At 71.0% G+C, this 25,046-nt stretch carries 22 protein-coding genes; 8 read left to right on the forward strand and 14 right to left on the reverse strand.

Annotated elements, in window-relative coordinates; all coding sequences use genetic code 11:
• Window positions 1–45: 45 nt before the first annotated feature.
• Both AMK18_RS08205 and AMK18_RS08210 read right to left on the reverse strand, forming a co-directional pair.
• A complete protein-coding gene (locus tag AMK18_RS08205; RefSeq protein ID WP_018101703.1) occupies window positions 46–711 on the reverse strand; it encodes a response regulator in 666 nt (221 codons plus the stop codon).
• The gene (locus AMK18_RS08210) at window positions 708–1,991 is read right to left on the reverse strand and encodes a sensor histidine kinase (RefSeq protein WP_241836508.1); all 1,284 of its coding nucleotides are present in this window, start codon (window positions 1,989–1,991) and stop codon (window positions 708–710) included. The genes AMK18_RS08205 and AMK18_RS08210 overlap by 4 nt, the downstream gene beginning before the upstream one ends.
• Before the next feature lie 143 nt (window positions 1,992–2,134).
• Here AMK18_RS08210 and AMK18_RS08215 point away from each other — a divergent pair, with 143 nt between their 5' ends.
• Window positions 2,135–2,692 (forward strand): GNAT family N-acetyltransferase, encoded by a 558-nt coding sequence (locus tag AMK18_RS08215; RefSeq protein ID WP_073862329.1) that lies wholly within the window; start codon window positions 2,135–2,137, stop codon window positions 2,690–2,692.
• A 15-nt stretch (window positions 2,693–2,707) separates the two neighbouring features.
• Here the strand turns inward: AMK18_RS08215 and AMK18_RS08220 are convergent, their stop codons facing one another.
• From AMK18_RS08220 to AMK18_RS08260, 9 genes are all read right to left on the reverse strand, one after another.
• Window positions 2,708–4,390, reverse strand: a complete 1,683-nt coding sequence (locus tag AMK18_RS08220) for a type VI secretion protein (RefSeq protein ID WP_073862330.1) — start codon at window positions 4,388–4,390, stop codon at window positions 2,708–2,710.
• A 1-nt stretch (window position 4,391) separates the two neighbouring features.
• A complete protein-coding gene (locus tag AMK18_RS08225) occupies window positions 4,392–5,810 on the reverse strand; it encodes an ATP-binding protein (RefSeq protein WP_073862331.1) in 1,419 nt (472 codons plus the stop codon).
• A gap of 39 nt (window positions 5,811–5,849) precedes the next feature.
• Window positions 5,850–7,400, reverse strand: a complete 1,551-nt coding sequence (locus tag AMK18_RS08230) for an SCO6880 family protein (protein ID WP_073862332.1) — start codon at window positions 7,398–7,400, stop codon at window positions 5,850–5,852.
• Window positions 7,397–8,743, reverse strand: a complete 1,347-nt coding sequence (locus AMK18_RS08235; RefSeq protein WP_073862333.1) for a hypothetical protein — start codon at window positions 8,741–8,743, stop codon at window positions 7,397–7,399. The genes AMK18_RS08230 and AMK18_RS08235 overlap by 4 nt, the downstream gene beginning before the upstream one ends.
• The gene (locus AMK18_RS08240; protein WP_073862334.1) at window positions 8,733–9,602 is read right to left on the reverse strand and encodes a hypothetical protein; all 870 of its coding nucleotides are present in this window, start codon (window positions 9,600–9,602) and stop codon (window positions 8,733–8,735) included. Before AMK18_RS08240 ends, AMK18_RS08235 begins: the two co-directional genes overlap by 11 nt.
• Before the next feature lie 182 nt (window positions 9,603–9,784).
• On the reverse strand, window positions 9,785–10,093 hold the full coding sequence (locus AMK18_RS08245; protein WP_018101695.1) for a hypothetical protein: 309 nt from the start codon (window positions 10,091–10,093) through the stop codon (window positions 9,785–9,787).
• A gap of 279 nt (window positions 10,094–10,372) precedes the next feature.
• A complete protein-coding gene (locus AMK18_RS08250) occupies window positions 10,373–11,062 on the reverse strand; it encodes a DUF402 domain-containing protein (RefSeq protein ID WP_073862335.1) in 690 nt (229 codons plus the stop codon).
• A gap of 92 nt (window positions 11,063–11,154) precedes the next feature.
• A complete protein-coding gene (locus AMK18_RS08255; protein WP_018101693.1) occupies window positions 11,155–11,589 on the reverse strand; it encodes a DUF6892 domain-containing protein in 435 nt (144 codons plus the stop codon).
• 71 nt (window positions 11,590–11,660) lie between these two features.
• Window positions 11,661–12,446 carry a DUF4232 domain-containing protein gene (locus AMK18_RS08260; protein ID WP_073862336.1) on the reverse strand — a complete coding sequence of 262 codons (786 nt, stop codon included), beginning with the start codon at window positions 12,444–12,446 and terminating at the stop codon, window positions 11,661–11,663.
• A 299-nt stretch (window positions 12,447–12,745) separates the two neighbouring features.
• Between AMK18_RS08260 and AMK18_RS08265 the strand changes: the two genes are divergently transcribed.
• Entirely contained in the window at window positions 12,746–13,909 is a 1,164-nt protein-coding gene (locus AMK18_RS08265) for a hypothetical protein (protein ID WP_241836509.1), read from the forward strand.
• 2 nt (window positions 13,910–13,911) lie between these two features.
• On the opposite strand, the gene AMK18_RS08270 is transcribed toward AMK18_RS08265, so the two are convergent.
• Complete coding sequence (locus AMK18_RS08270; protein WP_018101690.1) at window positions 13,912–15,108, reverse strand: low temperature requirement protein A; 1,197 nt, start codon at window positions 15,106–15,108, stop codon at window positions 13,912–13,914.
• A 132-nt stretch (window positions 15,109–15,240) separates the two neighbouring features.
• Here AMK18_RS08270 and AMK18_RS08275 point away from each other — a divergent pair, with 132 nt between their 5' ends.
• From AMK18_RS08275 to AMK18_RS08300, 5 genes are all read left to right on the forward strand, one after another.
• Window positions 15,241–17,001: a hypothetical protein gene (locus tag AMK18_RS08275; RefSeq protein WP_241836510.1), complete on the forward strand. Its 1,761-nt coding sequence runs from the start codon at window positions 15,241–15,243 to the stop codon at window positions 16,999–17,001.
• Window positions 17,002–17,307: 306 nt separating this feature from the next.
• Window positions 17,308–17,571, forward strand: a complete 264-nt coding sequence (locus tag AMK18_RS08280; RefSeq protein ID WP_018101688.1) for a hypothetical protein — start codon at window positions 17,308–17,310, stop codon at window positions 17,569–17,571.
• On the forward strand, window positions 17,568–19,445 hold the full coding sequence (locus AMK18_RS08285; RefSeq protein ID WP_073862339.1) for an alpha/beta hydrolase: 1,878 nt from the start codon (window positions 17,568–17,570) through the stop codon (window positions 19,443–19,445). The genes AMK18_RS08280 and AMK18_RS08285 overlap by 4 nt, the downstream gene beginning before the upstream one ends.
• Before the next feature lie 626 nt (window positions 19,446–20,071).
• The gene (locus AMK18_RS08295) at window positions 20,072–21,082 is read left to right on the forward strand and encodes a C40 family peptidase (RefSeq protein ID WP_026171332.1); all 1,011 of its coding nucleotides are present in this window, start codon (window positions 20,072–20,074) and stop codon (window positions 21,080–21,082) included.
• 241 nt (window positions 21,083–21,323) lie between these two features.
• Complete coding sequence (locus tag AMK18_RS08300; protein WP_073862340.1) at window positions 21,324–22,055, forward strand: phosphatase PAP2 family protein; 732 nt, start codon at window positions 21,324–21,326, stop codon at window positions 22,053–22,055.
• Between the two features lie 79 nt (window positions 22,056–22,134).
• On the opposite strand, the gene AMK18_RS08305 is transcribed toward AMK18_RS08300, so the two are convergent.
• Together AMK18_RS08305 and AMK18_RS34840 are read right to left on the reverse strand one after the other, a co-directional pair.
• Window positions 22,135–23,730, reverse strand: a complete 1,596-nt coding sequence (locus AMK18_RS08305; protein ID WP_073862341.1) for an FAD-binding oxidoreductase — start codon at window positions 23,728–23,730, stop codon at window positions 22,135–22,137.
• Window positions 23,731–23,797: 67 nt separating this feature from the next.
• On the reverse strand, window positions 23,798–23,971 hold the full coding sequence (locus AMK18_RS34840; RefSeq protein ID WP_018101683.1) for a hypothetical protein: 174 nt from the start codon (window positions 23,969–23,971) through the stop codon (window positions 23,798–23,800).
• Between the two features lie 180 nt (window positions 23,972–24,151).
• On the opposite strand from AMK18_RS34840, the gene AMK18_RS08310 reads away from it, so the two are divergent.
• Window positions 24,152–25,012 (forward strand): hypothetical protein, encoded by an 861-nt coding sequence (locus tag AMK18_RS08310; RefSeq protein WP_073862342.1) that lies wholly within the window; start codon window positions 24,152–24,154, stop codon window positions 25,010–25,012.
• Window positions 25,013–25,046: the final 34 nt, after the last annotated feature.

Genomic DNA, 25,046 nt, shown 5'->3' on the forward strand with positions numbered 1-25,046 from the left:
TTGTGGGAAAGCCCCGTGCCAACTGGCACGGGGCTTTTCTGCGTTTCAGGCCGGGGTGACGAGGCGGGTGTCGTACGCCAGGATCACCGCCTGGACGCGGTCCCTGGCCCCTGTCTTAGCGAGAATGCGGGAGACGTGTGTCTTCACCGTTGATTCCGCGAGGTGGAGGCGCTCGGAGATTTCGGAGTTGGTCCAGCCCTGGCCGATCACCGTCAGGATTTCCCGTTCCCGGTCGGTGAGGCCGGCGATACGCGGATCCTGGACGGCCGGTTCGCCCGGGTCGGCCGGCAAGTGCTGTACGTACGCGTCCAGGAGCCGCCGGGTGAGGCTCGGGGCGACCACCGCGTCGCCGAGGGCCACGGCTCTGATGCCGGACAGCATCTCCTCCGGCAACGCGTCCTTGATCAGGAAGCCGCTGGCGCCGGCACGGAGGCCGTCGTACGCGTACCGGTCCAGGTCGAAGGTCGTGACGATCAGGACGCGGGTGCGGGAACCCGCCCCGATGATCCGGCGGGTCGCCTCTATGCCGTCCAGGAGCGGCATGCGGATGTCCATCAGGGCCACGTCCGGCTGGTGCCGGGCGACGAGCTGAAGCGCTTCGTGGCCGTTGGCGGCCTCGCCGACGACCGTCATGTCGTCCTGGCTCTCCAGCAGCATGCGGAAGCCGAAGCGTTGCATCGGCTGGTCGTCCGCGATGAGCACGGTCGTCACGAGGGGGAGTCCTCCAGGGGGAGCCGGAGCCGTACCCGCCAGCCGCCTTCGGCGGACGGTCCGGCGTCGAGTGTGCCGTCGTACAGGGAAGCGCGTGCGCGCATCCCGGTGATGCCCTGCCCGGTGCCTGCGGAGTTCCGCTCGTTCCGGGGCGGGTTGCCATTGTCCGTGACGAGGGCTTCCAGTGCGCCGGGCCGGTACGTCAGGGTGACGTCGGCCGCGAGTGACGGTGAAGTGCCCGCGTGTTTCAGCGTGTTCGTCAGGGACTCCTGCACTACCCGGTAGGCCGTCAGCTGACGTCCTGGTGCGGGCGGTTGGGCCGGTGGTGTACCCCGTACATCGAGACGTACCGGCAGACCTGCCCGGCGTACGCCTGCCAGGAGCGCGTCGATGTCGTCCAGGGTGGGCTGCGGGGTGCGGTCCGCGTCCTCCGGTTGGTCGCGCAGCACACCGAGCAGGCGGCGGAGTTCGGCTAGGGCCTGGCGGCTGGTGGTGCCGATGGCTTCCAGCGCCTGGGCCGCGCGCTCCGGGCTGCGGGCCGCCGCGTACGAGCCGCCGTCGGCCAGGCTCGTGATGACGGAGAGGTTGTGGCCGATGATGTCGTGCATCTCCCGGGCGATCCGGGTCCGTTCTGCGGCGGCGGCCAGACGGGCCTGCTGGTCGCGTTCGCGTTCCAGGCGGTCGGCCCGGTCGAGAAGGGCCTCGGTGTACTCCTTGCGCGTACGCACCAGGATTCCCGCCAGGGCGGCGATGGCGAACATCCAGACGTGCGGGAGCAGGAGGCGGCCCCAGACCTCCGGGAACCGACCCGAGGCGATCACCAGCGGTGCCGCGACCAGGGCGCCCGACCAGGCGAGCGTGCGCATCGGGAGGCGTACCGCGATGTTGAAGACCACGATCTCCTGGAGCAGCGACGCCTGGATCAGCGCACCCGTCCACACGTTGGCCAGCGAGAACGGCGCCATGAAGGCGAGCACGGCCAGCGGGTGGGTACGGCGCCACAGCAGCGGAACGGAGAAGGCCGCGCTCATGGTGAACACCAGCGGCGCCAGGACGTGCGGGTCCGCCGCGACCGTGCGCCACCCGCCCGACGAGACGTCGAGGACGGCGAACAGCACCCAGCACGTGGTGAGGATGCCGTTCCAGACCGACGGCCGGCGTTGATCGAAGGTGCGGATGCGTTGGGACAGACGCTGTATGTGTCCGGTGAGCGGGGTGGCGGCCGACGGCGATCTCCATCGGTCCCCGTAGCGTTTGGTGAGTGTGTGCGCCCTGATCATGCGGTCGAAGCTACGGTGCGGGTGCGATCTGGTCATCGGACCGGGGGCGGGAGGTGCGGGGGCGTGTAGTACCAGGGGACGACGCGTGGCAGGCGGGGCCAATCCGTTTGCGTGGTCTCGGGAGCGCGGGTCAGGATCGGGGCATGGACTACGTGATACGGCCGGTGCGCGCCGACGAGTGGCGGTCGGTGAAGGAGCTCCGGCTGGCCGCCTTGCAGGACCCGGCTGCCCCGGTGGCGTTCCTGGAGACGTACGAGCAGGGACTGAAGCGCTCCGACGAGGCGTGGCGGGAGCGGACGGTGGACGCCTCCGAGGACGGTGGGGGCGAGGTACGGCAGTTCGTCGCGGAGGGCCCGGACGGTGCCTGGGCGGGCTCGGTGACGGTGCTCGTGGAGGGCCCGGACGTCGAGGCGCGGTTCGGTGAGGCGGCGTCGGTGAACCAGGGGCACCTGGTCGGCGTGTTCGTACGGCCGGAGGCGCGGGGCGCGGGGGTGGCGGATGCGCTGTTCCGGGCTGCTGTGGACTGGGCGTGGTCGCTGGAGGCGCCGCGGCTGGAGCGCGTACGGCTGTATGTGCACGAGAACAATCCGCGCGCCGAGGCGTTCTACCGGCGGTTCGGCTTTGTGCCGACCGGGGAGTCGGTGCCGATGCCCGGGGACCCGGACGCGCGTGAGCTGGAGTACGCGGTGGCGCGGCCCTGAGGCCGTGCCCGCTCCTCAGAGGCTGCTGGGTGTCCGGAGCTGTTGCGTCCAGTGTGAGCGGGCCTGTTCCGGGGAACGGAGCAGGGCGATGGTGGACAGCCCCTGGGTCTGGCCGGATCTCAGCAGCTCGGGCAGGCGGGGCAGGGGGGCGACGGCCGCGATGTCGTCGAGGACGAGCGTCATTGGTGGGTCGAGCCGGCCGTCGGATGACCGTGCGGCCATGCGGCGGCCGTGCTCGACCACGTCTGCGGCGAACGCGGTGAGCAGGGGCATCGTCCCTGGACCGGATCGCGGGGTCTCGATGGCTTCACCCACCACATAGATGCTGCCCCCTTCATCCGCAAAGGAATCCAGTGCGAGCGCATCTGCTCGATTTGGTGTGCAGGCGTCGCGGACGTGTACGGAGGAGAGGGCGCCGAACGCCCGCACCGTCAGTTCCTGTGCCATCTCGCGGCGTTCGGGATGGCCGGTGAGCGCGGACTCCAGGAGTCCGGCGAGTCCGGGGGCCGCCTTGGGGTGGGTGCGCAGCAGGCGGACCGGTTCGTGGGCGTTGCCGCCGATGGCCCAGCGGTGGACCTGGCGGAAGGGGCGTCCGTCGATGGCGGCGGCGTGCAGCCAGCAGCGCAGGAGGGTTTCGGCGAGGTCGGCCGTCGCCGAGTCGACGCGGGCCTGGGGGCGGACGGGGGCGAGCAGCGCGCCTGCGCGGGCCGCGGCCCGGTCGGCCTGCTCGCAGCCGGTGGTGGGCGCCCAGTGCAGCCGGGCCGGGGTGTCGCAGAGGTGGCCGGGGTCGTAGACGAGGACGGGGCCGAGTTTGGCGCGGGCGTCCTTGGTCTCGGCCCAGAGGGTGGGGTCGGAGGTCACGACGAGCACGGGGCCGTCGGCTTCGCGGATGGCCTGGACGGCGGTGGCCCGGCGGGTGGCGGCGGGGCCGTAGAGGACGAGAGGGGTGCGCGGGGAGGGGACGGTGGGTGCCGTCTCCGCGAGGGCCGTGTGGGTCGTGGCCGTCGGTGCGGGCCGTGTATTTCGCGTGGTGCGTGCTTGGGGGGCGGCTTCGGTGGGAAGGGCCGTCGCCTGCGGTGCGGTTTCGGTGAGGTGTTCGGCGGGAACCGGGGTGGCCGGCGCGGGGACGGGTGCCGTCTTGCGGAGGGCGTCGGGGGTGGGCTCGGGGGCCGGTTCCGGCTCGGGGAGCGCCGACTCGTACGCGTAGCCCTGCTGCTTGTTGCGCCGGCCGGTCTTCCGGCCCTTGCCCTGTGCCAGCTTGCGCCGTGCGCGCTCCTCGCGGTGGGCCTGTTCGAGGAGGGCCAGCCGTTCGTCGCGTTCCGCGCGGCGGCGGGCCAGTCCGGCGCGCCAGCGGGTGATGACGCCCATGACGAAGATCGTCAGCACCACGAGCACCATCAGTTCGCCGATGAGCAGGCCCCAGAACAGGCCGTACCCGGAGAGCTGGCCGGGTGGGGTGCTGGGCCAGGCGGCGGGCAGGTCGTGCGGGGCCTCCAGCAGGCGGCGGAGGGCCAGGGGTGTCTCGGTCGGTGTGACGCCGTCGGGCCAGGCGCCGTGGGCGAGGAGGCCGGCGAACCCGGTGGCCGCCCAGGCCATCAGCGTCAGTCCGAGAAGGAAGGCCAGCAGTCCGACGAGCAGGCCGTCGGGGATGCCGGCCCCCTTGCCGTCGCCGGACCGTCCCCCGTCGCTCCCTGCCATGTCATGCCACCGTTGACTCGGACGACTCGTTCAGTCGCTGCTGGTTCTCGATCCTGGCCGCGCGTTCCTCCGCTTCGAGGTCGGCGGCTCTTACGTCGTCCGGGAGCAGGTCGCTCACGGACGACTCGGTCATGGCGCGGTCGGTGAAGACGAGGGGGCGTTCGGCTTCGCTGATCAGGTGTTTGACGACCTGTACGTTGCCGTTCACGTCCCAGACCGCGATTCCCGGGGTGAGGGTGGGGATGATTTCGACGGCCCAGCGGGGCAGGCCGAGGACCCGGCCGGTGGCTCTCGCCTCGTCGGCCTTCTGGGCGTAGATCGTGCGGGTGGAGGCCATCTTGAGGATGGCGGCGGCTTCGCGCGCGGCGGCGCCGTCGACCACGTCGCTGAGGTGGTGGACGACGGCGACGAAGGAGAGGCCGAGGCGGCGGCCGAACTTCAGCAGGCGCTGGAAGAGCTGGGCGACGAAGGGCGAGTTGATGATGTGCCAGGCCTCTTCGACCAGGAAGATGCGCTTCTTGCGGTCGGGCCTGATCCAGGTGTGTTCGAGCCAGACGCCGACGATCGCCATCAGGATGGGCATGGCGATGGAGTTGCGGTCGATGTGCGAGAGGTCGAAGACGATCAGGGGGGCGTCCAGGTCGATGCCGAAGGACGTCGGGCCGTCGAACATGCCGCGCAGGTCGCCGTCGACCAGCCGGTCGAGGACGAGGGCGACGTCCAGGCCCCAGGCGCGGACGTCGTCTATGTCGACGTTCATCGCCTGGGCGGATTCCGGTTCGGGGTGGCGCAGCTGCTCGACGATGTCGGTGAGGACGGGCTGGCGGTCGGTCGTCGTGGCGTTGACGTAGGCGTGGGCGACCTTGAGGGCGAAGCCGGAGCGTTCGTCCAGGCCGTGACCCATGGCGACTTCGATGATGGTGCGGAGCAGGGCGAGCTGGCCGGTGGTGGTGATGGCCGGGTCGAGCGGGTTGAGCCGGATGCCGCCGTTGAGCGCGGAGGTGGGGTCGAGGCGGATGGGGGTGAGGCCGAGCTCCTGCGCGATGAGGTTCCACTCGCCGACGCCGTCCTCGCCCTGGGCGTCGAGGACGACGACCTGGCGGTCGCGGAAGCGGAGCTGGCGGAGCACGTACGTCTTCTCCAGCGCGGACTTGCCGTTCCCGGACTCGCCGAGGACCAGCCAGTGGGGGGCGGGGAGCTGCTGTCCGTAGAGCTGGAAGGGGTCGTAGATGTAGCCCTTGCCGGAGTACACCTCGCGGCCGATGATCACACCGGAGTCGCCGAGGCCGGGGGCGGCGGTGGGCAGGTAGACGGCCTGGGCCTGGCCGGTCGAGGTGCGGACGGGCAGCCGGGTGGTCTCCACCTTCCCGAAGAGGAAGGCGGTAAAGGCGTCCGACAACGCGGACAGCGGATCTCGCATGGCGTGACTGACCTCCCTCTCGGTGTCGCGGACTGGCGGTTAGCGGCGGATGCCGGTGGCGAACGGCAGGGTGTTGACGAAGGCGCGGTGGTGCTCGCGGTCGCACCATTCGAGCTTCAGGTACGACTTTCCGGCCGAGGCGCGGATGGTCCGCTTGTCGCGGGCGAGGGCTTCGGGGGAGCGGGACGACACGGTGATGTACCCCACGAGGTTGACGCCGGCGGCGCCGCTGGCGAGGTCTTCACCCCGTTGGTCGAGGCGGCCGTGGGCGGCGATGTCGCGGGGGTCGACGGTGCGGTTCATCTTGGCCTGGCGGCTGGCCTCGGCGTCGTCGTTGGTCTTCTCGGTGAGCATGCGCTCGATGGCGATCTCGGTGGGTTCCAGGTCCATGCAGACGGCGACGGTGCGGATGACGTCGGGGGTGTGGACGAGGAGGGGGGCCAGGAAGTTGACGCCGACGGGGGTCATCGGCCACTCCTTCACCCAGGCGGTGGAGTGGCACCAGGGGGCGCGGGTGGACGATTCGCGGGTCTTGGCCTGGAGGTAGGTCGGCTCGACGGCGTCGAGCTCGGCGGGCCAGGCGTTGCGCTTCGTCATGGCCTGGATGTGGTCGATGGGGTGGTCGGGGTCGTACATGGAGTGGACGAGGGAGGCCAGCCGGCTCTGGCCGAGGGGCTGGCGGACCCGGATGTCGGCTTCGGCGAGGCGGGCGCAGATGTCGGTGAGCTCGCGGGCCATGACGACGGCGAGGCCGGCGTCGCGGTCCAGCTTGCGGCCGGAGTGGGGGCGGGCGGCGCGGGCCATGGCGTGGGCCTCGGCGGCGAGCTCGCGGTTGAAGTGCATGCAGGCGACGAGGTAGGCGCGGTGCTGCTCGCTGGAGGTGGAGACCATGGACTGGAGCTGGTCGTAGGAGTCCTGGAGCCAGCGGGGGGATGCCTGGGCGCCGCGCTGGGCGACGTCCTTGGCGTGGGCGTCGGGGTCGGCGGGGAGGGTGCGGGCGAGCATCTGGAGGCGGGTGACGAAGCCGTCTCCGTTGGCGACGTGCTTGAGGAGGGTGCCGAAGCGGTCGACGAGGGCTTCCTGGTCCTCGCTGTCGCGCAGGCCGACGCCCGGGCCCTCGATCTCGATGGCGGCGGTGACGGTGCGCCGGTCGGCGTGGAGGAGGACGGCGATCTCGTCGGGGCCGAAGGGGGCGGAGAGCCAGTTGATGCGGCCGATGCCGGGGGGCGGGCCGATCTCGACCTCGCGGCCGTCGGCGCGGGTGCCGGCTTCGATGGCGGCGGAGCGGTAGGTGGTGCCGCGGCGGAGCGAGCGCTTGTAGCTGCGGTTGATCTCGAACCACTTGTAGAAGGTCCGGTGCCGGTACGGGACGTAGACCATGGCGATGGCGAGCAGCGGGAAGCCGGTGAGCAGCACGATGCGCAGGGAGAGGACGGGGACGAGCAGGCCGCTCATCATGCCGAGGAACGCGCCGGCGATGATCAGGGCGATTTCGCCCGTCTCGCGGTTCTTGCCGACGATCGCGTTCGGCCGGGCGCGGCCGATGAGATACGTACGGCGGGGCGCGATCGGATGGGACTGTGTGCTCAACGCCCGCCACCTCCTGTGCGGTTGTTACCTGTGCTGCCTGGTCCGCCGCGGGTGCCGCGGCTGCTGTGGGGGGTGCCGGCGGTCGGGGAGCCGCTGCGGGGCGGGGGTGCGGCGGAGGGGGTGGATCCGCCGCCGGGGTTACGGGAGCTGTGGGCGGCGACTCCGCCGCTGACGGGGTTGGCGGGGCGGCCGCCGCCGCTGCTGGTGTCGCCGCTGTTCTGGCCGCCGCGGCTGCTGTGGGTCTTGATGCCCTGGGAGACGAGGGCGGCGGGGGAGCTGATCATGGCGGCGGCCTGGGAGCCGTCGGTGGCCTGCTTGCGGTTGGTGCGGGCGCCTTGGATCTCGTCGCCGAAGCCGGGGACGAAGCGGTAGATCATGGCGGAGGCGAAGATGGCCAGCAGGATGATGGCGAGGCCGGAGACGACGGCGGAGAAGGCGTCGGGGCCGTCGTCGGAGGAGAGGGCGCCGGCGAGGCCGAGGACGACGACGATGACGGGTTTGACCATGATCACCGCGATCATGATGCCCGCCCAGCGGCGTACGTGTCCCCACATGTTCTTGTCCACGAGTCCGGCGTAGACGGCGGTTCCCAGGAGGGCGCCGACGTAGAGCAGGGCGGCGCGGATGACGAGTTCGAGCCAGAGGATGCCGGCGGCGAGGATGGAGACGAGGGAGACGACGATCAGCATGATCGGTCCGCCGCCGATGTCGGAGTCCTTCTTGAGGGCTTGGGCGAAGGAGCCGAAGAAGACGTCGGTCTGGCCGCCGGAGGAGGAGGCGATGACTTCGGTGACGCCGTCGGTGGCGGAGACGATGGTGTAGAGGATGAGGGGGGTGAAGGCGGAGGCGAGGACGGTGAGCCAGAGGAAGCCGATGGCCTCGGAGATGGCGGTGGTGAGGGGGACGCCGCGGATGGCTCGTTTGGCTACGGCGAGGAGCCAGAGGACGAGCGTGAGGACGGTGGAGGCGGCGAAGACGATGGCGTACTGCTGGAGGAAGCGGGTGTTCGTGAAGTCGACGTTGGCGGTGTCCTTGACGGCGTCGCTGAGCTTGCCCACGATCCACGCGGCGGCGTCGGCGCAGCCGCGGCCGAGCGAGGTGAGGGGGTCCAGGGCGGGGTCGGTGCTGGAGGGTGGGGTGGATTTGGGGGAGCTGGCGCTTCCGCCCTGGCAGTACTGGCGTGCAGGACCTGCGATGAGCTCACATGCGTCGTTGCCCTTGCTGGGTGCGGGGCTCGGAGACGGTGCTGCCGCAGCTCGTGCAGCGAAGACCACTACGACGGCCTGAAGCGTTGCTGCCGCGGCTGTAACGGAACCCGCGCGAAGGCGGAGGCTAGCGCGCATATGTAAAGCCTCCGAAGCCGTTCACGGCGTCTGCGATCTCATCGGACCCTGACACCGGGTTGTCACCGGTCACAGGGGTGGGTCCCTGCTTTTGCCCAGTCTCGATGATCTTCCAGTCCGAGCCGTTCCACGTGAGCTTCATGGTCACGGTGAACCAGCCGCTGGTCACCGGCTTGGTGGACTTTTCGCCGGTCAGACCGAACAGACCGTTGCACCAGACCGCAACCTCCGCCGTCTCGGCGTTGTACGTCTTGGCCTTCGTGCCCGTTGGCATGGTCCGGTTGACGAATGTGGATCCGGTGGGCGCGCTGCCGTCGGAGTTGAGTCCGATCTGCGCCAGGAAGTCCTGCGAATAGTCGGCGTCGAAGCCTGCCTGGAGGCTTTCCTTGGTGTCCGAGGCGGCGAGAGCCTGGACGATTTCGTGACGGCGGTCTTCATTGAACATGCCGTCAGAACCGAGTACTGCAGCGTAGTTCGCCGCCGCGCTCTCCGCGCCCTGTTGGTTGTGGGCGAAGCCTGAGGGGATGGTGCCGTTCTTGCCTGTTACCGGCTTTGTGCCGGTGGGGGCTGTCGGGGCGGCGTCCGCCTTGTTGCCGGAGGTGGTGTCGGACTTGCCGTTCGAGTCGGCCTTGTCGCCGCCCATGTTGGCGAAGGCGATGGCGCCCAGCAGGAGGATCACCACGCCGGCGAAGGTGATGAGGGAGCGGGAGTTGCGGGCCGGGCGGCGGGGGCCGTAGGGGTCGCCGGTGGGGCCGTCGGGCAGGCGGGTGCGGGTCTGGCGGGTGCCGCCGATCGTGCTGTAGGCGTCGCTCGTGCGTCCCGCGTCGTTGCCGTAGCCGTCCTCGTCGCCGAGACTCATGCCGCGTACGCCCCCTCAACCGTTGCTTGAACCACGTCGTAGTACGACGGTAGCCGTGCTGCTCTCCGCGCGGACGCGGTGTGGTGACTCGACATCAGGGGTACGCAACCTCTGCCGGTGGGCACGACGGACGGATGGGAGGGGTGGGGCGGACGAGCCCCGGGCTCAGGGGTGACGCCAGGTCAGACGGCCATCCCGTACACAATGGTGAACAGGGTGCCGAGCGATCCGATGATGAACACACCGGTCAGACCGGCCACGATCAGCCCCTTGCCCTGTTCCGCGCTGAAGGTGTCGCGCAGAGCCGTCGCGCCGATCCGTTGCTTGGCCGCCCCCCAGACCGCGATGCCGAGGCACAGCAGGATGGCGATCGCCATCACCACCTCGATCATCACGCGGGCCTCGTTGCCCAGGGTGCCGAACGGCCCCCAGTTCGGGGCGATTCCGCCGATGATGGTGGTGATGTCGCCCTTTTCAGCTGCCAGGATCATGTAAGTCACCGCCCCAGTTGGGTAGTTCACCGCCCGTACCGCATGGCACGGGTCACTCTCTATCTTCGCTGATGAAACTGGATTCGTACGACGGCTTCACGGCTCTCTTTACCCGGATCTCGCACATTTGACCGGTCTGACCGCCCTGACCTGCGGATCGAATCGGTGTGTGGGCGAAATGCGTATGGTTACTCTGTGTATCACGGAGAGTGACGCCGGGCAATGATCGTCATCGCGCCAGACCGGCCGAGATGTGCCGCGGTGGCCGAATCGCCCACTTCAGGGCGGCGGGGGCGAGGCCGGAGCGCCCATCGGGCGCAGCAGCGGGTGACGCGGAACCGGTGGGCGCGACGGGGTCTTCCAGTACGACGGTGGCCGGAAATCGCACCATGAGCCGTCGAAGGGAAAGGTTCCGGCCTCGGCGAGCTGTGCGACGGTCGCTCCTTCGGACCGGATCGCCAGCGCTTCCTCGGCCGTCCAGTACGCGGGGTGGCCGGTCTTCTCGGCGAAGGACTGCTCGTCCTTCCAGCTCCACGTCCGGTCCGGGGCGACGTTGATGTCCAGCTCGTGGTCGGCGATGTCGATGTCCGCGCCGTGATGCACGCGCCGTTCGAGGTTGACGTACCAGCCGCGGAACTTGTGTCTGCGGCCGAAGAGCCACAGCACTGCGTGGGCCGCCCCTGTTGGCTGGTAGAAGAGGGCGTCGCCCATCGGCCAGCGGCCGGCGACGACGGGGAAGCCCTCGGCCGGGCGCTCGTGCGGGGCGATGTCGCGCAGGTGGGTCACGCCGCGCGGGAGGGCGGTGCGCCACATCGGGGTGCCCGATTTCATCCACACCAGTTGCCCGGTGTCCGTTCGTTCGACCAGGCGCACGGGGACGGAGGCGCTGAGGTGGCCGCCTATGAACAGGTTCCAGTGCAGGATCTGGCCGGGTGTGCTGCTTGCGGTGTCTCTGTTGTCCTCTTTCATGCGATTGATCATTCCCGCCGCGCGGGCGCCGGACACGTGCGGCCGGACACGTACAGGCAGCTCAGGAAGCGTCCCTGACGGGGCGTCGTCCGTCAGTCGGTGGCGATGCCGCGGCTCGCGAGGACGTCGGTGTCGAACGACATGCCGATTCCGCAGTTGTCCACGCCCTCGATCAGCCGCAGGTTCGGCAGCAGGTCCAGGTCGTCCAGCGAGCCCACGTCGAAGAGGTCGTCCTCTCCGTCCCATACCGGGGCGCACTCCTGGTAGACCTGAAGGCCGCCGTCGACGTCCAGCGTCTCGACGGTCGCCAGGAGCTCCGGGCTGATCTCCAGCGCCTCGAAGTAGGCGCGGGCCTCGTCCAGGACGGTGAACGCGAGGTCGTTGTCGTAGGCGTAGGTCTGCGGGTCGTCGATGCCCTTCGCCTTCAGGCAGTCGGCTATGCGGAAGGCCGGGGTGAGCGTCTCGTCGTCGTACATGAGCTTGTCGATGACGATCAGCTTGAAGTTGAAGTCGCGGAAGGCAGGCATGCCCGGATCGTAGCGGTGCCCTCGGACAGACCGTCGTGGTCCGTCCGAGGGCACCGTCGTGGCCCGGGGGATCAGGGCTTCGTGTTCGCCTGCTTCATGGAGGCCACCGCGTCGGCGACCGTGCGCTCGTACAGGCCCAGCTTCGGGGTGCCGACCTTCACGTCGGGGCCGAGCGGGAAGTTGAGCTGCTCGGCGTTGGCCATGTGGTCGCCGTCGGCGAGTACGTTCAGCTCGTCCACCCAGGTCACGCCGTTCCCGCCGCCCGGGTTGAGGTCGATCACCGCGATCGCGGCGGTCTTCGGCTTCACCGGGTACGCCGGTGCGCCGCCGAGGCCGCCCGGGACCAGCGGGATGATGTCGCCGCTGTGGTCCGTGGCCTTCGCCGCGCCCAGGCTGACGCGCGGGAAGTAGCTCAGGCCGCAGGAGTTCTTGCCGGTGTTGTTGACCTCGATCACGTGCTGGGTGGCCGAACCCTCGCGGGCGTACACGCGCACCGACAGGTCGCCGCTCTTGCAGGGGTGCTTGTACGCGTAGGAGTCGCTGGTGTCGCCGGCGGCGGACCCGCCCGTCTTCGCGGCGCCCCCGTTGGACTTGCCGGTGCTGGAGGTGACCGCGTCCGTGGAGCCGCCGCCCGTCTTCGCTCCGTCGCCCGCGGTGCTGCCCTGGTCCTGGGCGGCGTCGGCGGTGTCCTTGGAGGTGTCCTTCGCGGCCACGGTGGCCTTGGCCGAGGCGGAGTCGTCGGCCGGGCCTGCCGCCTTCGTCCCGCCGCCGTCCCCGCCGCAGGCGGTGAGGGCGAGGGCGAGCACGGCGGTGGCGGCGGCGCCGAGGACGGCGGTGCGGTTGCGGAACGTACGCATGGGATTCCCCGAAGTGTGTGGCGGTCGGTGGGTCGGTCGGTGCAGACAGGGCCGGGATCTGCGGCGAACCGCTCCCCCTCCGGACCGTCTGACAGGGGAAGCCTCCCGCGCGCCGCTCATGTTCTGCTAACGCCTGCCTGACGTCCGGCTGACGTCCCTCGTGACGTCCCTCGAACGGGGGCTTCGGCCGGTGCATGGCCAGGTGGCCGTGCGGGAAGACCGGGTCCGCGCGTGACTTCGGCGGTCCGATCACCGTTAGATGTGATGTGCCCAAGCCTGTCGTGTCCGCCGTGCCGCCCGTGACGACCGCTTCCGCCGGAGACGGTGTCGCCGCCTCGCCGCCTCCCTTCCTGCTCACACCGCGCCAGGGGGAGGGCGCCCGTGCGCTCCTCTCGTACGTGGCCGGCCTGCCGCTGGACTCCGTCGACGCGCGGCTCCTGGCTGTCGTCGTGGGGATCCGGGCCGCGCGGACGGGGGCGGGCAACCTCACCGGGACCGATCTGCGGTCGTTGCGGCTGGAGGACCCGGAGGGTGCCCTCGCCGAGCTGGCCGCGGCGGGGTGGGAGGTGCCCGGGCAGCTCATCGGCGGGGAACCGGACGTGCCGTACGCCATCGTGGTGCCGGAACTGGCCCCGGGGCCCGACCGCGCACTGAGCCTCGGCAAGGACGCGCGGTCGCGGGTATCGGGCTGGTCCATGCGTACGAGGCTGGCCAAGCCGGTACGGAAGGGGGCGTCGGGGGTCCGGCTGGCCGCGCTGTTCCTGGCGGCCCACTGCTCCGACGAGCTGGTCGGCCAGGCACCGGCCGAGCTGCCCGCCGCCTGTTACGGGGCGGTGCCCGTGCTCCTGGAGAAGGGGTTCCTCGCGGAGGTGTCCGGGCAGACCTACCGGCTCGGTGAGTCGGTGAGGCACCTCGCGGGCCGGTTCCGTACCCCGGAGGAGATTGCCGCGATCGCGCGGGCGGAGGAGGAACGTCGGGCGGCCCGGGCGGCGGCCGCGGCCGCCGAGCCCCATCCGGAGAGCTGGGCGGCCTGGAAGTCCGGCGTCAGCCCCGCACTACGGCGGCACGCGGAGGCGGTCGAGGCGTGCGCGCTCTGCCACCTCCCCTTCGTGCGGCTCGCTCCGGCGTTCATGTGCGGGCCGTCCCCGCTGCCGGCGCCCCGGGCGGCTCTCGACGCGTACGAGTCGTGGAGGGCCGCCCATCCGGACTGCGGGCGCGAGGCGGCCCTGTACACCGTCGAGTTCCGGGCCGAGCACGGCCACGGGCCGTCGCACGGCCAGCTGTGCAAGGGCCTGCGGTGGAAGAAGCTCGGGCGGGAGCTGCGCGGGGTCATCGTGCACACCCTCATCGAGGAGGGCTGGCTGACGTCCACGCCTCCGGTGCCGTGGACGCTGCGGCCGGGGAGGACCGCCCAGGCGCAGGGGATCGCCCTGCCCGGACAGGCGGTGCCTGCCGGCCGCTGAGGTCAGTGCGCCGCGGTTCGCCCGGCGCCGCTGCCGGCGTCCCGGGCGGCCAGGAGCAGGGTCGCCGCGATGAGCAGTGCGGTGACGATGCCCGTGGTCAGGATGGGGGACGGGGCCCAGGTGGCCGCCAGGACCGCGAGGACCGCCACCGGGTGGAGCACGTCGGCCGCGCGGCGAAGTCCCGCGGTGCGGTGGTGCAGCAGCCAGACGAGGGTGATGAACACGGCGACCGGGACGGTGTAGACGGCCGCCGCCGTGCGGTCGGAGATGTGGCCGTGACCCGCGGTGTGCGCGACGTTGAGGGCGAGCCCGGCGCCGACCGCGGCGGCCGACGCGAAGACGAGGTAGTGCCCGTACCCCCACAGCAGCGCCGTACGCAGGCTGGTCAGCAGCCGGGGTGCGCTCTGCGCGAAGTACAGCCACCACAGGGCGAACACCGTCAGGAGTCCGCCCGCGACCAGTGCGGCGAGGTCGCCGAGCGCCGCGTGCGTGTCCAGCGCGGCGCGTACGGCACCGGTGGCGGCGGTGATGGACTCGCCGAGCACGATCAGCGTGAACAGCCCGTACCGTTCGGCGATGTGGTGCGGGTGCCAGGTGGTGGTGGTTTTACGCTCCGCCAGTGCGGGAACGGCGATTTCCGCGACGACGAGGACCGCGAACGTCACCAGACCGGTGTCCTCGGGCAGGGCCAGTCGTACGACCCAGCCGATCTGCACCAGGAAGATCCCGGCGGCGTACCCCAGGCAGGTGCGGCGGCGCTCCGGGTCCGAGCGGGCGGCGCGCAGCCACTGCGTGACCATGGCGAGCCGCATGATCACGTAGCCCCAGGTGATGACGGTGAAGTCCTCGTGCTCCAGCGCCTCGGGCGCGCCCGCCGCGAGGACGAGCGCGCCGGTGATCTGTACGAGCGTCAGCAGCCGGTACGGGACGTCGTCGGTGTCGTACGCGGAGGCGAACCAGGTGAAGTTCATCCACGCCCACCAGATCGCGAAGAACACCATCGCGTAGCCGAGGACGGCGTGGCCGATGCGGCCTGCCGCGAGTTCGTGCTCGAAGGCGGACGCGGCCTGGGCGACGGCGGCGACGAAGCAGAGGTCGAAGAAGAGTTCCAGCATCGTCGAGGCGCGGTGCTGCTCGTCGGCGCTGCGCGCCACCATGGGGCGGTGCCAGAAGCTGGGGGAGGGGGACGATGAGCTCATGGGGGCGCATTCTTCCGGCTGGGCGGGGAAAGCACGCGTGAACCGCGCCCGGGGGAAAAGTGCTGGCGTGGTGATGCGGGGCTCTGCCACACTCCGCGCCATGACCTATGGAATCGAGAACCACCCCGCCCGTTGAGCGCCCCGGAAGAGCGCGGAGCGCTCACTCCCCGGCCCTCCTCCCTGTACGCGTGCGCGCTGCGTGTCGAACACGCCGAGCCCGAGGGGCCTTGGTGCCTGGCGGACGCGGCGCCGCCCGTACCCCGCCGTGGCCCGTCCAACCGGGTCAGCCGCGACTTCACTCGAACCAAGGACGAACTGAACCGTCTTCTTCGTCCGTTGCTGGCCGCGCCCGACCCCGTCGAGGCGGCTGAAGAGGTGCATCGGCGTCTTGATGCCCTGGACCCGCCTGTCAGGCACCGCACGCTGCGTCTGCTCGTCGCCGGGATGCCGGTGGAGAACGAGGAACGGGCGCGGGCGCTGGCGCGAGTGCTCGTGCGTACGGGGACCGGTTACCGGGCCGTCTGCGTCGGGCTCGCCCTGCTCACCGGGCTGGGTGAGTCGCAGGATGTGCCGTATCTCCGGACCCTCGGCCGGCTGCGCACCCTCGTGGACCCCGTCGTCCACGCACTCGACGCCCTGGACCGGTCGGCCGGAGCGCTGCTTGAACTCCGCAACCAAGGTGAGCCCGTGACCTTCGGGCCGCTGCTCGCCGCCCTCGACGCCGGTGACCATACCGCCGTACGGGAACGGCTGGTTGCGCTTCCGGGGGGTGTGGGACCCGAGGTGGCGCGGAGGGTGGCGGAGGCGTCCGGGTTGGTGGATCTGCTGGCCGAGGTGCCAGCGCTTCCGGCTTCCGAGGGCGCCGCGTTGGTCGCCCGGACTGGGCGGCTGCTGTTCCTCATGACCAGCCTCCGCGACTATCGGCCCGCGATCCTTTCCTACCTGGACGCCCCTCGCGCGTACGAAGCGTTCGCGCGGGGCGCCGGGCTCCTTCCCCCCACGCTCGACCACCATGCGCTTCTCCTGTCCGCCGTTCAGGAGCTGAGCACGGGGCCCGCCGTGCTGCACGACTGGGGGCCCGGGCGGCGTGAGGCGGCACTGTCGGAGCTGACGGCCGTCCTGAGGCGGCCGGAGTGGTGTGTGGTGCCGGACGAGCAGGGCGACGAGCCCGGTGTGCGGTGGCGGGTCGCGTGGGTGCGGCGTACGCGGGCGCAGGTGCTGGGGGCGCCGCAGGAGACGGGTGCGCGGTTGCGTATCGCCGTGCACGAGCGTGACCCCGGCGATTCGGGCGCCGTCGAGGCGCGCGTCCTTGTCGACGGGCGGCCGCTGGTCCCGGACTACTTCGGTCACGGACCCGCGCACTCCCCCGAGGAGTTGCTGTTCCCCGGCACCCTGCGGGCCACGGACGAACCACGCGAGGTGCAACTTGCCGAGGCGTACTGCACGGAGGGCTGTTGCGGTGCGCTGTATGTCACCGTCCGGCGCGACGGGGATCAGGTCGTCTGGTCCGGCTGGCGATGCCCCGTTCCGCCGGGCGGCAAACGGGAACTGCCCGAGCTCCGCTTCGACGCCGCCGCGTACGACGGCGAGATCGCCCGGGCGTCGGACGACGAGAGCTGGATGTGGCCCGCCCGCCGGACCGCCCGGCTGATCGCCGACGGGCTGCGCGGCCGGCCGGACCTCCTCGCGCGCTGGAACGTCCGGCTCGACTGGGCCGGAACGGCCTCCAGTAACCCCGACGACACCCTGATCAGCCTCTTCTACGACGGCGAGGACGGCTACGTACGGCAGATCCGCTGGCGCATCCCCGAGGACGGCACCCCGCCGGAGGACCGTGCGGCGGCCGCGTTGCGGCGGCTCGGCGAGGAGGATCCGAGGGCGTACGGGAGTTAGCACCGGTCCATCGATCGGGTGATCCCCGGGCGGGGGCGAGGCGTTGGCAGGGCCGGGGAGCGGGGGTGTGCCCGCTCCCCGGCCGCTGTGTGTCCGGCGTGTCGCGGTTGCCGCGTTTGGCACAGTGCCGCTCCACGATCTTCGTGATCAAGAACGGGGTGGACGATGAGTGGTGCGCGGTTGAGGCTGGTCGATCTCGCGGGTGGCGGCGGGGGCGGCTCCGCCGCCGGCGGTGGCCCTGCTGCCGGGGATGAGCTGCGGCACAGCGGTGGTGCGTGGCTGCGGGCCGCCGGGGGTGCGGAGGGAATGGGGGCCCATCTCGGTCCCGTACGCGGGGAACTGACGACGGCGCACGAGGGGCTGATCGCGGGGACCGCCGGTCTGAACTCGCTGGCCGAGCTGGGTGCGGTGCGGGAGTCCTGGGTGCGCCGTGTCGAGTCCGCCCGCCATGAGTGCGGGGCGCTCGCGGGCAGCCTGCGCGCTGTCGCGCGGGCGCAGGGGGAGACGAATGAGTCCGTGCGGTCGTCCTTCTCGCCCGTCGCTCGGCTGACCCACGGGGTCGAGCGGTGACCGCGCTGTCCTCCACGTTGACGTGGGCTCAGTTACGCGACCTCAAGTGCGCCGAGCTGGAGAGCGCGGCGGATGGCTGGGGCAAGGCGAGCAACCGTGCGGATGCGGGGCGGGACCGGATCGAGAAGCAGCTCCTCGTCGGTCTGCGCGAGTCCCAGCGGGGCGCGGCGGCCGATGCGGCGGTCGGGCGGCTGCGTCGGATGAGCCGGAACCTGCAGTACGTGTACACCGAGTGCGGGTTGATCCGGACCGCGTTGAACAGCCTCGCGCACGAGATGCGGGTGCAGCAGGGGGTGTTGCGGCGGGCGTTGGAGGAGGCGGAGTCGCTGAGGTTCACCGTGCACGCGGATGGGTCGGTGTCGTACCCGTCCGGGCCCGGGGGGCTGTTCGACGGTGATCCGCTGCCCGGTGGCACGGCTCGGGTGACCGGTATGCCCGGGCTGCTGCCTCCCTCGGGGCTGGGCGCCCCCGACACCCATGCCGCGAGGGCGCGGGACATCTCGGACCGGGTCACGGGGGCGGTGCGTGCGGCCGCCAGGATCGACTGGCGCTTCACCCGGATCCTGCGGCGGTTGCGGGCTGAGGAGGGGCTGAAGGTCCCGGACCGTACGTGGACCGACGCGGCGGGTGACGCGGCGGCGGTCCGGGAGGCGGCGCGTGGGTACCTCAAGTCCCGCATCCCGCGTGACGCGGCGCCTGCGGCGGTGCGGGAGTGGTGGGCGCACCTGACGGACGAACAGCGCGAGGAGTACCTCGCGGTGTACCCGGACCAGATCGGCAACCTGGACGGCATCCCGTCCCTGATCCGCGACACGGCGAACCGCGACAACCTCCAGCTCCTGATCGGCAAGCTGGAGGGGCGGGATGACGAGGTGTCTCGGGTGCGGTTGGCGGGGTTGCGGGAGATCGACCGCCAGCTGGCCGCGGGCGGCCAGCCGCCGATGTACCTCCTCGGCATCGGGGACGAGGGGAACGGACGCGCGATTGTGTCGTACGGGAATCCGGATACGGCGCGGAATGTGGCGGCGTATGTGCCGGGGTTGAACACTTCGTTGGATGAGGATTTTGCTAGGGGGGACCTCAAACGGGCTCGTGATACCGCCATCGGCGCGAAAGAGATGGACCCCGATGCTTCGGTGGCATCAATTGTGTGGCTTGGGTATGACGCGCCGCAGGCGTCGTTGGATGACCCTCTGGGTGTGATGGGTAAGTCGAACGCGGAGACCGGTGCGGCTGCCTACAATCAGTTCATGGAGGGCATTTCGGCAACGAATGAAAATTCAGACCCTCATGTCACTGCGATCGGGCACTCGTACGGTTCGCTGACAGTGGGCCTCGCTGCTCAGGAGAGGGGCGGAATCCCGGGGGCCGACGACGTTGTCTTGCTCGGAAGCCCGGGAACAGGTGCACGGTCCGCAGATGAACTTGGGGTGGGGAGGGAGCACGTCTTCGTCGGCGCTGCTGAGAACGACCCCGTCACGAAGTTGCCCAATGATCGGGAAGCTAGTGGCTTGGGTGCAGGGATCGTTGGGGGCGCTTCGGCCGGATTCTCGCTCGGGCTGAGTGGAGGGCCCGTTGGGGCAGCAGTCGGTGGTGTGGCAGGTGGTGTGGCTGGCGGCGCTATGGGGTATGCGGCGCAAGACGCCCAGAGCGACGAAAGTGACGTTTGGTTCGGTACCGATCCCGCGCATCGGGAATTCGGGGCAACCCGGTTTGCCGTAAGTGAAGGACCTCGCCCCCTGGAGTGGGGGCACAGGCCCGGGGAAGCGCACTCCAACTATTTCGACCCGGCGAAGGATCAAGTGTCTGCAGACAACATCGCGAGAATTGTTGCCGGAAAGTCGGATGAAATCGAGCGGGAGCGTCCAAGGTGAAGGCTCGAATGGTTGCCGCAGTAGCTGCCCTGTTGCTGGTGTCAAGCTGCGCGTTGGCGGATGAATCTAGCGTTTCGCAGGATGGTGAGAGGAGCAGTGGATTGAACATGCAGGAGGCTGCTGATCGAGCTGACGGGATCCTTGACGAGACATTTTCCGCGATCAAACCTCCGGTGGAGTGGGTTCATGGAGAGTCGACTGAAGGAAGCTGTGATGTTTCACGTAGAAGGGCGGTGACCACGGTGATCTCCGAGGAGCGACGGGGAAGCTTCCTGGGAGTTGTTGAACGGCAGTGGCAGAAGGCTGGGTACCGCCAGGTCGGCGTAAACGCCAGTGCGCAGAGCCCGGCAACATACTTTGAGACGCCGGACCGATTCCGAGTGAGGCTACTCATTGGGGGGCGTGGGCAGGCGTTCTTTGAGGTCGCTACGCCGTGCGTGGACCGGTCCTCGGTTTCTAAGCCCACTCCGCGTGCAGGCAGCGACGAGCATGTGGGCGAACCGGTACCCGCTCCCAACGTCCGCGACGGCTTCTGGTCGGGCGGCGCTCCCTGAGCGCCCCCGTGTGACTCGTACACACCGTCGAAAACGCTCCCGAACCGTGCCCCGATGGGGGATGGTTGACGGGTGCGTAGATTCTGGGTGGCCATGGGGGTCGGGGTCGGGGGGGCCCTGTGTTTTGTGGCGCTGCTCGTTGTGGGGACCTACTCCGCCGCTGCCGGGCTCGTCGGGGGCGCCGGTGGGGGGGCCGTCGCGTTGGCCAAGGGGGCTGTGCCGGCGAAGTATCAGGGGCTGGTGCAGAAGTGGGGGAACCTGTGCTCCGCGATCAACCCGGCCCTGCTCGCCGCGCAGCTCTACCAGGAGAGCGGGTGGAACCCCCGCGCCGAGAGCTCCGCCGCCGCGCAGGGCATCGCGCAGTTCATCCCCGGGACCTGGGCGGGGCACGGGATCGACGGGGACGGGGACGGGGACCGGGACGTGTGGGACCCGGCCGACGCGATCCCGTCCGCCGCTTCGTACGACTGCGAGCTCGCCGGGTACGTGAAGAAGGTCCCCGGTGACCCCACCGACAACATGCTCGCGGCCTACAACGCGGGGGCGTACCGCGTGATCAAGTCGGGCGGCGTGCCCGACATCTCCGAGACCAGGAACTACGTCAAGATCATCCGCTCACTGGAGAAGAGCTTTGCCCGGCCCGTGGGCCGTGTGCAGCCGTCCCAGCAGGCGGCCGGGGCGATCTACTTCGCGCAGAAGAAGCTCGGCACGAAGTACCTGTGGGGCGGCAACGGTACGCCGGAGCAGGGTGGGCGGTTCGACTGTTCCGGGCTGACCCAGGCCGCGTACCGGACCGTCGACATCGAGCTGCCCCGCGTCGCGAACGATCAGTACAACGCCGGGCCGCACCCGTCCCGGGATGAACTGCTCCCCGGTGATCTGGTGTTCTTCTCCGACGATCTGACCAATTCCCGTGCCATTCATCACGTCGGCCTGTACGTCGGGGGCGGGTACATGATCAACGCTCCGTACACTGGTGCGGTCATCCGGTTCGACAAGATCGACTCGCCCGACTACTTCGGTGCCACACGCGTGACCAAGGACGGGGCGGCGGCGCTGCCGACCGCGCGGCCGGCGGCCTGAGGTGTGCGTGCCGGTGGCCGGAACCCTCCGTGAAGCCCGGGCCCTGAGCTGCGACGATGTGTCACTCTTCGATAACGTCATGGTGATCATTCGGTGGAGAGTGGAACGTACGCACGGGGCGCGTCGTTCTCTGGCTGGGCGCGTGAGTGATCGACGTGGACGGACCGAACACGGGGGTTCGTGAATCGCGGCGCACAGGGACGTGTGCCGCAGCAGCAGACAAGGCAAGGGGCCGCAGCAGATGGCTGGACTCGCACTGGATGGGTCGAACCCCGACGTCAGCCTGCTCTACGACATCAACGGGCTCGCCAAGTCCGCTCCCACCTGGTTCGACCGGGTCATGGAGTTCGTCGGCGAGTACGGGATCATGTTCGGCATGGTCCTCGTGGTCCTGTGGTGCTGGTGGAGCGTTCGCCGGCGCGGCACGGCCGAGGACTCCGTGTCGGCGGTGGCCGGGCTCGTCTGGGCCCCGCTCGCGGCCGGGATCGCCCTGCTCATCAACATCCCGATCCGTGGCTTCGTGGAGCGGCCGAGGCCGTTCAAGGACCACTCCGGGCTCGACGTCCTGGTGGACGGGAAGAACGACTTCTCGTTCGTCAGCGACCACGCCACGATGGCGATGGCCCTCGGCGTCGGGCTCTTCGTCGCCCACCGGAAGTTCGGCATCGCGGCCATCGGGCTCGCCCTGCTGGAAGGCTTCTGCCGGGTCTACATGGGCGTCCACTACCCGACGGACGTCGTCGGCGGCTTCGCCCTCGGTACGGCCGTCGCACTGCTCCTCGCGCCCCTGGCGATGATGCTGCTGACGCCCCTCGTGGCGGCCGTCTCCCGGTCCGCCCGCCTCGGCCCCCTCGTCCGCTCGCGCCGGCCCCGGACGGCGGACTCCGGCCGGGACGACGCGCTCGGGATCCCCGAGCCGCGCCCCGGTTCGCGCGGCGGCGGGACCGACGGCGAGAAGGGCCTCGCGGCCTGAAGCCCGTCCCCCTCACGCATGTGCCCCGGAGCCCGCAAGGGCGGCCCGGGGCACACGTGTATGTGGAGTCCTGCGCCCCTCACACCCCCTGCGCGTACGTGAACAGCCCCTCCGGGTCGTACCGCTTCTTCACCTGGGCCAGGCGCGCCGCCCCCGAGCCGTAGTACGCGGAGCGCCAGTTGGTGAGGGACGGGTCCGTGTAGTTCTGGTACGCCGCCCCGGAGGCGTACGGGCGCATCGCCGCATGGGTTTCTTTCAGCCACTTCTGCTGGGCGGTTCCCGGGGCCCCGGGCCGCCAGGCCCCGATGTACTGGGCGAGCATCCGGGAGCGGCGGTGGACGAACGCCGTGGCCTGCGGGTCCACCCGGTTCACCGCCCCGCCCAGCGCGGTCAGCGCGACCGAACCGCCGCCGCCCTGGCCGGGGGCGAGCCGGGTGAACGCCAGGACCGCTTCGAGCAGGGCCGACACGCCTGCCGGGGGCAGTGAGCGGTCGTAGAAGTCGGAGGCGGCGGCGTACGTCTCGCGCTGGAGGGCGCCCTGCGGGGTGCGGCCCGGCGTGGTCCCCGGGAGGTGGCACTGCGCGTCCGTGAGGCCCGAGCAGCCCGCGTACACGAGCATCGCCTCCCGGTAGTCGCGGCGGCGCAGCGAGACCGAGGAGGCGGGGGCGCCGATGCGGTCGGCGAGCCGGTCGACGGCGTTCTGCAGGTCCCCGTACGTGCCGAGGCTGAACGCCGAGACCGAGACCGTCGGGTTGCTGCCGCCCGGCCCGGCGTCGAGGTGCGCGGCGGACCAGATCTCGTCGGGCTGGGCCGGGCCCCACTCCTGCCAGGCGGTGATGACGTTCCGGGCGCGCGACCAGGGCCAGGACATGTACGCGGTGACCGTCCGGGGGGCGGAGTGCGTACGGAAGCGGAGGCTCGTGACGACGCCGAAGTTGCCGTTGCCCGCGCCGCGCAGGGCCCAGAAGAGGTCCGGGTCGTGTTTGGCGTCGGCGGTCACCGTGCGGCCGTCGGCCGTGACGAGGGTGGCGGCGGTGAGGCTGTCGCAGGTCAGGCCGTAGGCGCGGGCGGCGACGCCGTGGCCGCCGCCGAGGGTGAGACCGGAGATGCCGACCGTGGGGCAGGAGCCGCCGGGGATTGTCACGCCGTGCGCGGCCAGGCCCTCGTAGACGTCGAGGAGTTTGGCACCGGCGCCGATCGTGCCGTTCGCCTCGACGCGGTTGAGTGACGCGACGTCAATCACCAGGCGGCCGTTGCCGCTCGACCAGCCGGCGTACGAGTGGCCGCCGCTGCGGATCGCGACCGGCACGGAGGCGCGGCGGGCGAAGGCCAGGCACTCGCGGATGTCGTCCTCGTGCCGGACGTAGGCGATCCCGGCCGGTTTCTGGCCGTCGAAGCGGGTGTTGTAGAGCTGACGGGCGGTCGGGTACGCGGTGTCGCCGGGGCGGATCAGCGGCCCGTCGAGGCTCTTGCCGAGCGCGGACCAGTCGGCCGGGCCGGAGGGCTTGGAGGGTTTGGACGCCGAGGGGGCCGGGGACGACGCGGGCCTGCCGGCGCCCGTGGTGTCGCCGGGGGCCGGGTCCGTCGTGTCGGTGCCCTCGCAGGCGGTGGCGGTGGCACCGGTGAGGACGGCGGCGCCCGCCGCGAGGAGCGTGCGCCGGTTCGGCGGGGTCATCGGACCTCCGGAGTGGGGGGAGAGGGCCTTTCCCTTGGGTCGGGCCGGATCGGGGGAGGGCCGGTGGTCAGGCCGTGGTGCGGTGCTCGTCGGCGTCCGCGCGGGCCCGGTCGCGGGACCGGCGGGCGGGCCCGGACCAGCCGCAGGCGCAGCGTGCGGTGCAGAACGAGCCGCGTTCGACGGTGGTCGGTTCATGGGCGGGGCGGGCCGGCGGGACCTCGGCGGCGTGTTGGTCGTACACGCGAACACGGTACTGGGCGGGGCGGCCCGGCCGGGAGGGGTCCGTCAACCGCGAGGGGGCGTGCGGGCGACGCCGACGGCGCCAATCGGGGGCGTGGACGTTACAGGGGGCACCGGCCGTCGTTATGCGAGGCGGACACGACCTCGGGCAAGCGGTTCGGCGTTTGGGGATGGGCAGGCGATGGTGGTGCAGCAGCACAGGTCCGGAGGCGGGGTGCGCGTCGTGCGCGCCCTCGTCGCGGTGGGCGTGGCGGCGGCGGCCGCCGGGTGCGCCGGTGGCGGGGGCGCCGACCGTGCCGCGGCGGCCGCGGACGCCCGGGACGGCGGCGCCGAGGTGGTGCGGCGGGCGGCGGCGGTGCTCGCCGGGGACGGGGTCGCGAGCGCCGAGGTGAGCACGTCGATGGAGACGGCCGCCGGCGGCACCCGGGTCACGATCAGGGGCTCGGGGGCGTACGACTTCCGGGCCGGTTCGGGCCGGCTGAAGGTGGTGCTGCCGCCCGACGCGGCGGGCGAGGAGGAGCACCGGCCGATCACGGAGCTGCTGGCGCCGGGCGCGCTGTACATGATGAACCGGGGCGCGGGGGTGCCCGCCGACAAGTGGGTGCGGATCGACACGACGGCCCTGGAGGACGGGAACCTGGTCACCGGCGGGGTGACCGATCCGCTGGCCGCCGCCGAGCTGCTGCGGGGCGCGGGGGCCGTGACGTACGTGGGCGAGACGGATGTGGCCGGGGTGACCGTGCGGCACTACCGGGGCACCGCGGACATCGGCCGGGCGGCCCGGCTGGCGGGGCCCGGTGCGCGGGCGGCGCTGGGGGCGGCGGCGAAAGGGTTCCGCACGCGGAGCGTGCCGTTCGACGCGTATCTGGACGAGCAGGGGAGGCTGCGCAAGGTGCGCCACCGGTTCAGCTTCGCCAACGAGGGCCCGGCTGCGGAGGTCGTCTCCACGACGCTGCTGTACGGGTTCGGCGCGCCCGTCACCGTACGGCTGCCGCACGACCGGGACATCTACACCGGTGAGATCGAACAGGGACGGGCGTGAGATGAGTCGCACGGAACCGCGTCCCCTAGCCCTC

The sequence above is a fragment of the Streptomyces sp. CB01249 genome (assembly GCF_001905735.1).
Lineage (GTDB): Bacteria > Actinomycetota > Actinomycetes > Streptomycetales > Streptomycetaceae > Streptomyces.